A 7546-nucleotide genomic window follows, 5' to 3' on the forward strand; every position below is an offset into this window, starting at 1 on the left:
ATTTGTTACCCTAGTGCCATTCTTTATAACATGCATGGAGAGTTTGTAGGGTATCTGATGTCCCAAGCACAGGGAAAAACCTTGTTAAAAGAGTTCTTTGTCTCTACAATAGCCAAAGTGCTCCCTGGCTAGATCCTGCATCGCTTGATCGCTTGCATTAAAAATGATTGGTGTTTTTCCCTGATAACTTAAAAATACGCGTGGATCGTTTGTAATGGGGAAGGCAAATTTTTCTTTGATCCATCTTTTAAACAAAGATCCCATCTGTCTATTAGTTTCAATGGGTTTTGTCAATTCTAAAAAGATTTGTTCAAGCCCCATGCTAAAAAGTGTGCTCTCAAGTCGTGCTACGGTTTTAGGGTTACGCTTAAGCGCAGAGGGGTCTCTTTTAAGGTAGGCTACATAAGAGTCTTTAAGAGGAAAAATTTCTTGTTTTAATAAAATCTTTAACAATTGACCGGGCTTAGGATTAGCGTAAATTTGATAAATAGCCTTTCTAACATCATCAGCTAACAACCTTCTTGCATTGGGTGAGATAGGATAAATTTTAAAGAGTCGATCGAGATAATCTAGTTGGTTAGCTAACTTAATGCTCTCCTGTGTCCAATAATGCATCTAAAGACTCCTTGTTCTCTAGAAATAACACTAAGCACAGACCATCATGGTAGAACAAGAGTAAAATCAAGTTAGATAAAAACTGCTACTCTATTATGGCATGCTTTGCTATACTCCAAGAAACTTTATTGGAACAGCTTGGGAATACCGAAGCTATGTTTTGAAGGTAGATAATGAGATTAGTGCAACTGTTATTGGCAATGTGCATTTTTCTTTTGGCAGACACCCAAGAGCTTGAAACCAGACTTGCTACTGCTCAACAAAACCTTAACGCGAGTAGTAACATTTGGTTAGAAAGATTGAAGAAACATGAAAACTACGGAAATGTTATTGCCAAAATTCAGAAAATCCAACAGGAATTAAAAATTTTACAAACCAAAGGCAACGCGAGCCAAATCAATACTTTGAACCACACCATGCAGGATTTAAGACAACAAGAAAAGCGTTTGGAGCCCTACAAAAGCGACCCATTCAAGGATCTCGTGCAAAAACCTCCCGTACCAAAATTTCTTGCCAGTTTGTTCCTCGTTCTTGGAGGTGGCTCTTTTGATAGTCTCAAGGTAAACCTTGAGACTATGAGAGAGCATCAACAGTCTTTAACGCAGGCATTAGCCGTCTTGGAACGGGAATTGGAGGCACTTAACCAGCTAAAGAACACCTCTTCAGATCGTAATTTTTCTCAACAAATCTCTCAAAAAGAAGATAATAAAACGCAACTCCAGAGCGCACAGAAGCTTTTAGAAAAGAACATAGGCATATATGTCGAGGAAATGAAAGAGAGTAAAAACAATGTTGTCCTTGACCTTGCTCTTACTCCACTTTTATGGTTAGTTGTGCTTGGTGCGTTGTCTATATTTTGGTATTCAAGAAAAAAAGCAATGAATAAAGGCAAACCTACTTATAAAATTAACAGATGGTATCTCATTCTTCACAGGTTTGTTTTTCTAGCCTATATCGTCACTTCTGTTTATTGTCTTATCTGTATCTTACGCTTAGCAGGTGTATCTATATCCCACAAAATGGTAAGCATTGGATTAAATTCGATAAGCTCGTACGCCATTCTAAGGTGGATAGCCATAAAGGTCATTTTATCGGATGTGCGTGAGGGAGATCGGGTGAAAGTTTCTAAGGATGGAAACACCTATGTTGGAGATGTAATCGAGATTTCTTCGTTTTATTTGACATTGTTTGAGAATGTTACACTAGATACTTGTCTTAGGCATGATGGGAGGGCGGGGCGAGTCATCTTTGTGCCCACATCCTATGTCCTCACAGGTTTGTTTGTTAAATATAATCATCTTAGCTATCTTGGTATTAGAATGGTGTGGGATGGTGTAGAGTTTTTAATTGCCTTTAACTCCAATTTACAGAGTGCTGAAGATATAGCCAAAAAAATCGCCACCCAACATTCTGAAAAGTATAGCAAAGCGATGCATGAAGGGTTGAATGAAAGAAAAAAGTATTCTAGTTTCAACTTGAAATATATAGAGTTGGGAGATATAAAGAAAACATGTCCTAGAGTGTTTTTCATGCCAAAAAAGGAAGGAATGTGTCTTTATGTGTTCTATGTTACCGATCCTCACGAAGCTTTAGAGTCGCGATCTAGAATCTCTGTTGCCATTGTGGAGGCGTTTAGAGCTTCAGGTAATATTTTTATGATCGATGTCTCCAAAACTCGGGATTAGTATGATAGGTGAATTACCCACCCATCAAAAACAAGTGGACTTACAAGCTTGTAACGATCCATAACTAGCAGTATCTAGTATGTATCCATACTTAGTTACAACCCCGTTAGTAAGGTAAGCGTTCCGTTTGCTTTCACAAGCGTAACTTCGGAGGTTTCCTACTTTAGAAAACGCGACGCGTTTTTCTTTGATAGCGTGCATAGCGTGCCTTTCATCTAGCATACCCAAGGCATAGTTTTTAATGTTGATACTAGCATTGAAGCATTGAGGTCCCTATGGTGGCGTGTTTGACAACCAGACAAAATTTCTAAGTTGCAGTGGCTTTTTACCTGTGTTGCTTCCGCAAGTAGAACAGATTGGAGAGCTAGGGAGGTATTGATCTATCTCTAGCAAAGTTTTGCCTTTCCAACTAGCCTTGTATTCTAATAGAGCAATGAGCCTAGACCAACTAACATTAGCAATACTCTTAGCTAGTTTGTGGTTTTTGAGCAAATTCCTAACTTTCAAGGTTTCTACTGCTATCAAATCGGTCTGATTGGTTATCTCGTTACTGATTTTGTGTAGATCTCTGCTGTTTCTGATAGAAGCGTGGATTTGTGCCACTTTCTTGAATAAAATGAATTGTTTTCGTTCTGTTTGATTTCTGTTGTATTTTGTTTAGGTGGAAATTTACCCAAGAGATGATTTGCTTGACATTTTGATCACCTAAGGAATAACCAACCAAGACAACAGTATCTGTTGAAAAAATTCCTTTGACATAGTTTTCAATGAGCGGAAAATTTTGACTGTATTCTAATAGTCTTTTTCGCGGAAAACAATATTCTCTTTATCTAAATTTCCATGCATCTTAATGAGTTTTGAAAAACCACCAGAATTTTTAATGTCCCTATCGGTCTTTATAATATTAGAAAAAATTTTCTCTTTATCAAAGGCTTTTTCAAACAAGTTATCCCAGTTAGTTGTAATGAGATTTTTAAGATTGAGTTTGACAATTTCTAAGTGTAAGTTTGGCTCGACATCATTACCATCCAGCATCTTTAATTCTTCTCTTAATTTTTGGTAGTAGCATTCGTTCCCAAATCGATTAAAAAACTTTTCAGCCAAGATGGGATAATCCTCATCTATTTCTGTATTACCATAAAGCTCCTCCTTTAAGGCATTTGTCAATTCTTTCAATGATGGCAATCCAGAACTAGCACTGATTCCAGCACCGGCAAAAATACTTAGGCAATTTTCATCGTGTGCTTTTCTGATATGCTTCAATGACCTTCTAATAAGCCTTTTGTGCTGATCGCTTTGATCGCTTGTCATAACATCACGCCGATATGTTTTTGATTCTTTGTGTATCGAAACCTCATGACCAGTCTGGATTACACGATCTTGCAATTTTAAAAGTAAGCGAACTGCTCCTCTCCATCCTTATTAAAGGGAGGAGCTTCCTAACTAACAGAAACCACAGAAATCAGCGTTTCTGAGCCCGAAAGGCTTTGCATTTTATAGTCCGCAAGACCTACTCCCAGCCAACAAGACCTACAGAATCACTGGAGACTAGTTCCTAACCCGTTATCGTGCCTAATTCCAGCGGCTAGAATGGGCACACCTAGCTCTGCCACATCAAGTCTTTACTAATCTCACCCATCTGTCGCGAGGATAGCTTTTCTTTTCTTAGAGTACGCTGACATCTCCGCCCTAAAGGACGGAGTTTTACGCGCAATCTGGATAAAATGTCTTAAAGTTTCAGACAGATACAAAAAAATGCTATAATGCGCCTTGTCTTTGGCGTAATGCGCCATTGATATTTTATGAACTTGAGGTGTACATGGACTTTAGATTTTTAGCCTTCATCACCCCCCCCCCCCCCCAGTGGTCGCAACCACTAAACATTGCTAGATTAGACTTTTATTCTAAAATCCCCTTTTTATACGCCCTTTTTATGTTTTCAAGCGATTTAATGCGCCAAATGGAGGAAAAGATGCCTAAAGCCTCTTACCCTAGCCTCAACACTGAGGATTTTAGAAACCTTAAAATCCCCCTCCCGCCTTTGCACGCCCAAGAGCAAATCGTAAGCGCAATAGAATATTTAGAATCTAAAATCGCCCTTTTGCAGGCACAAAGTCCAAACCTGCAAGCACAACAACAAGCCATTTTACAAGAGTGTTTAGGCAAAGCCGAGTCAAACTAGATTGCCAAATCCACCCCACACCCCATCTAGCTATCTAGCTTTTCCAAATTCAAAGATGGTTTTAGCTTTTTTGATTTGCGCTAGGGGCACGCGTTTTAATGCGCCCTGAGTTTCAAAGACAATGACCTCGCCCTCTAGTGTTCCAACCACCCCCCTAAAGCGTTCGTTCTGCACAGTGCGCACCTCCACTAAATCCCCAATAGAGAGCGCAAAATGTCTAAGCTTGCTCAAAGTGCGCTCTAAGCCCATAGAACTCACTTCTAGGCAGTAAGAGCCGGGCATATTGGCATGCACATCTAGCAAGGGGGAGATGAGTAGGCTAGCCTCTTGGCAGGTGTCTAGGGTTGTGGGACCTTGCAGGGCTTTAATGCTGATGCGTAAAATGTCGCGTTGGTTTTCCTTCAAAAGGGCGACATCGTAGAGCGCGCAACCCATGCCCTGTAAAGTGCGCTCCAAGAGGGGTTCTAAATTCTCTAGCATTTGGGTTGGGCGATGCGCGCAAAGAGGCGTTCCATGCGCGCCTCCTGCTCTAAGGATTCATCAATATGAAAACTCAACTGGGGGCATTTAAACCACCCACTCACCTGCAAGACATGCGCTCTGAGTAGGGGCGTGGCTTTCTTTAGGGCTTTGAAAATGGAGGTCCTCTCCTGTGTTTCTAGCAAATGCCCGTCTAAATAAACATGCGCGTGGTGCTTGCCCTTAGAGCAATGCGCGCGCGTGAGCGTGAGATTTTGCAATCTAGGATCGCCCAGCGCGCTTAAAGCCTCCTGTATATACTCTAGTAAGCCTGCATCTAGGCGTTTGGCATGGATATTTTCCATTAGAGAATCCTTGTTTGTTGGACTTCTTTAAAACTCTCAAAGACATCGCCCACGCGCACATCGTTGTAATGATCGAGCATGATCCCACACTCATACCCCTTAGACACCTCTTGGGCGTCATCTTTAAAGCGTTTCAAAGACACGATTTTACCCACATGCACCACCACGCCCTCTCTAATCAAGCGCACCTTAATGCCCTTGTTAATCACCCCATCAACCACCATGCACCCAGCGATCGTGCCCACTTTGGGGATCACAAAGGTTTCGCGCACTTGGGCTTGTCCGGTGTCTTCTTCATGGATCACCGGACTCATCAAACCACCCATTAGAGCCTTCATGTCATCTAAAAGCGCGTAGATCACGCTGTAGGTTTTGATCTCCACGCGCAATTCTTTTGCGCGCGTGCGCACATTGCCTGTGGGGCGGATATTAAAGCCCAGCACGAGCGCGTGCGCGCTATTGGCTACTAAAGCTAGATCGTTTTCGCTAATCCCCCCCACACCCGCGCCAATGATTTGGATACCCACTTCCTCATTATTCAAGCCTAGCAGGCTGTGCTTGATCGCCTCCAAACTGCCCTGAGTGTCGGCTTTGAGCACGATAGGAATCTGGGTGATCTCTTTAGTTGCCACCATAGAGGCAAGCTCATCAATATGCACCTTGGTGCTCTTGCTCAAGGCTTTTTGGCGTAAATAGGTCGCCTTTTTATGCGCCAAACTCCTAGCGGTGTTTTCATTTTCCACCGCGATCAAGGTGGAACCTGCCATGGGCACTTCGCTTAAGCCCGTGATGAGCGCGACTTGGGAGGGTTTTAATTCTTTCACACCCACGCCCTGATCGTCTGTCATGGTTCTAATTTTACCAAAGGCGATGTCAGCCACCACCGAATCGCCCACTCTAAGTGTTCCTTGTTGCACAATCAGCGTTGCTACCGCGCCCCGCCCCTTTTCTACACTCCCCTCTAGCACCACCGCGCGCGCGCTCCCCTCTTTAGAGGCTTTAAGCTCCATGATCTCAGCTTGAATCAAGATCGTTTCTAATAGGGTGTCAATGCCCTCTCCAGTCTTAGCCGAAATGGGGATAAATTCGAACTCCCCGCCCCAATCGCGTGGGCTAAAGCCTAACTCCGCACACTCAGCCTTGAGTTTATCCACATTGGCGTTTTCTTTGTCCATTTTATTCATCGCTACGATGATTTGCACCCCGGCATCTTTAGCCTGTTTGAGCGCTTCAATGGTTTGGGGCTTGACTCCATCATCAGCGGCGATCACGATGATGGCAATATCAGTAACCTTAGCTCCTCGTTCGCGCATCTGCTTAAAGGCTTCATGCCCGGGGGTGTCAATAAAGGAAATCCACTTATCCCCCTTTTGCACCATGTAAGCCCCGATGTGCTGGGTGATCCCCCCAGCTTCACTCCCAGCTACGCGCTGGTTGCGGATTTTATCTAAAAGAGAGGTTTTGCCATGATCAACATGCCCCATAATGGTTACTACAGGGGGGCGTTCGATCAAAACTTGGTTCTCCTCCTCTTGAGCCTCCTCCACAAACACCTGCGCGCTTTCAATCTGCACCTCTAGCTTGAACTCTTCGGCTAAAATCTCAATGGCATCGCGATCCAAAAAGTCGTTCTTGGTTACCATCATGCCTAAATTAAAGAGGGTTTTGATCACATCGGCTAGATTGAGGTTTGCGCTTTGGGCAAATTCGTAGACGCGCACCTCTTCAGAAATGCTAATGGTGCTTTGCACGCTTTTTTGTGTGTTATCGCTACGATACACGCGCTTTTTACGGCTAGAACGCCTAATCCCCCCCTCATTGACCCATGGGGTCTTACGCTGGATTTTGAGTCTATCTGTAAGGGCTTTTTGGGGGGCTTCTTCTTTGATCTCTAAATCTTGGGCATGGAAGTCAAATAGCACGATTTCGTCTTGTTCGTCCTCATAGAGATCGTTAAAATCGCGATTTTGGGAGAAATCCAATCTTTGGGCGCGGTTTTTCGCGCTGGGTTTAGCCACACTCTTAGGTTTAGAGGGTTTTTTAGCCTTTTTCTCGCCCGCCTCTTTCATCATAGAGGCTAATGCCGCTGCCCTAGCCAACGCCGCTTCTTCTTGATCGGTGCGCTTGACAATGCGGATTCCACGCGTCCTTTTACTCAAAGCGTTGGGTTCTTTGGGTGTGGTGCTCTGTTCTACAGGCGCGCTGGGTTCTTGGAGTGCGGGAGAGGGAGGAGGTGGGGG

7 protein-coding genes and 1 pseudogene are annotated in these 7546 nt (G+C 43.4%); 2 read left to right on the plus strand and 6 right to left on the minus strand.

The window, feature by feature from the left end:
- Positions 1-84: 84 nt before the first annotated feature.
- Positions 85-615 carry a hypothetical protein gene (locus EAO37_RS08620; RefSeq protein WP_120953270.1) on the minus strand — a complete coding sequence of 177 codons (531 nt, stop codon included), beginning with the start codon at positions 613-615 and terminating at the stop codon, positions 85-87.
- A 173-nt stretch (positions 616-788) separates the two neighbouring features.
- Here EAO37_RS08620 and EAO37_RS08625 point away from each other — a divergent pair, with 173 nt between their 5' ends.
- Positions 789-2300: a mechanosensitive ion channel domain-containing protein gene (locus EAO37_RS08625; protein ID WP_120953273.1), complete on the plus strand. Its 1512-nt coding sequence runs from the start codon at positions 789-791 to the stop codon at positions 2298-2300.
- A 273-nt stretch (positions 2301-2573) separates the two neighbouring features.
- On the opposite strand, the gene EAO37_RS09750 is transcribed toward EAO37_RS08625, so the two are convergent.
- Positions 2574-2903 carry an IS200/IS605 family accessory protein TnpB-related protein gene (locus EAO37_RS09750; protein ID WP_240451794.1) on the minus strand — a complete coding sequence of 110 codons (330 nt, stop codon included), beginning with the start codon at positions 2901-2903 and terminating at the stop codon, positions 2574-2576.
- Positions 2848-3611 (minus strand): annotated as a pseudogene (locus EAO37_RS08635) (SIR2 family protein). The gene EAO37_RS09750 and the pseudogene EAO37_RS08635 overlap by 56 nt, the downstream one beginning before the upstream one ends.
- Positions 3612-4119: 508 nt before the next feature.
- On the opposite strand from EAO37_RS08635, the gene EAO37_RS08640 reads away from it, so the two are divergent.
- A complete protein-coding gene (locus tag EAO37_RS08640) occupies positions 4120-4482 on the plus strand; it encodes a restriction endonuclease subunit S (protein WP_120953276.1) in 363 nt (120 codons plus the stop codon).
- Between the two features lie 30 nt (positions 4483-4512).
- On the opposite strand, the gene rimP is transcribed toward EAO37_RS08640, so the two are convergent.
- The 3 genes from rimP to infB form a co-directional block, all read right to left on the minus strand.
- Entirely contained in the window at positions 4513-4962 is a 450-nt protein-coding gene (gene rimP / locus EAO37_RS08645; RefSeq protein WP_120953279.1) for a ribosome maturation factor RimP, read from the minus strand.
- Positions 4956-5306 carry a 30S ribosome-binding factor RbfA gene (gene rbfA, locus EAO37_RS08650; RefSeq protein WP_120945387.1) on the minus strand — a complete coding sequence of 117 codons (351 nt, stop codon included), beginning with the start codon at positions 5304-5306 and terminating at the stop codon, positions 4956-4958. The genes rimP and rbfA overlap by 7 nt, the downstream gene beginning before the upstream one ends.
- On the minus strand, positions 5306-7546 hold a 2241-nt coding region (infB, locus tag EAO37_RS08655; RefSeq protein WP_120953282.1), incomplete at its 5' end, for a translation initiation factor IF-2. The genes rbfA and infB, both read right to left, overlap by 1 nt.

It is taken from the genome of Helicobacter sp. L8, from assembly GCF_003660355.1.
Classification (GTDB): domain Bacteria; phylum Campylobacterota; class Campylobacteria; order Campylobacterales; family Helicobacteraceae; genus Helicobacter; species Helicobacter labacensis.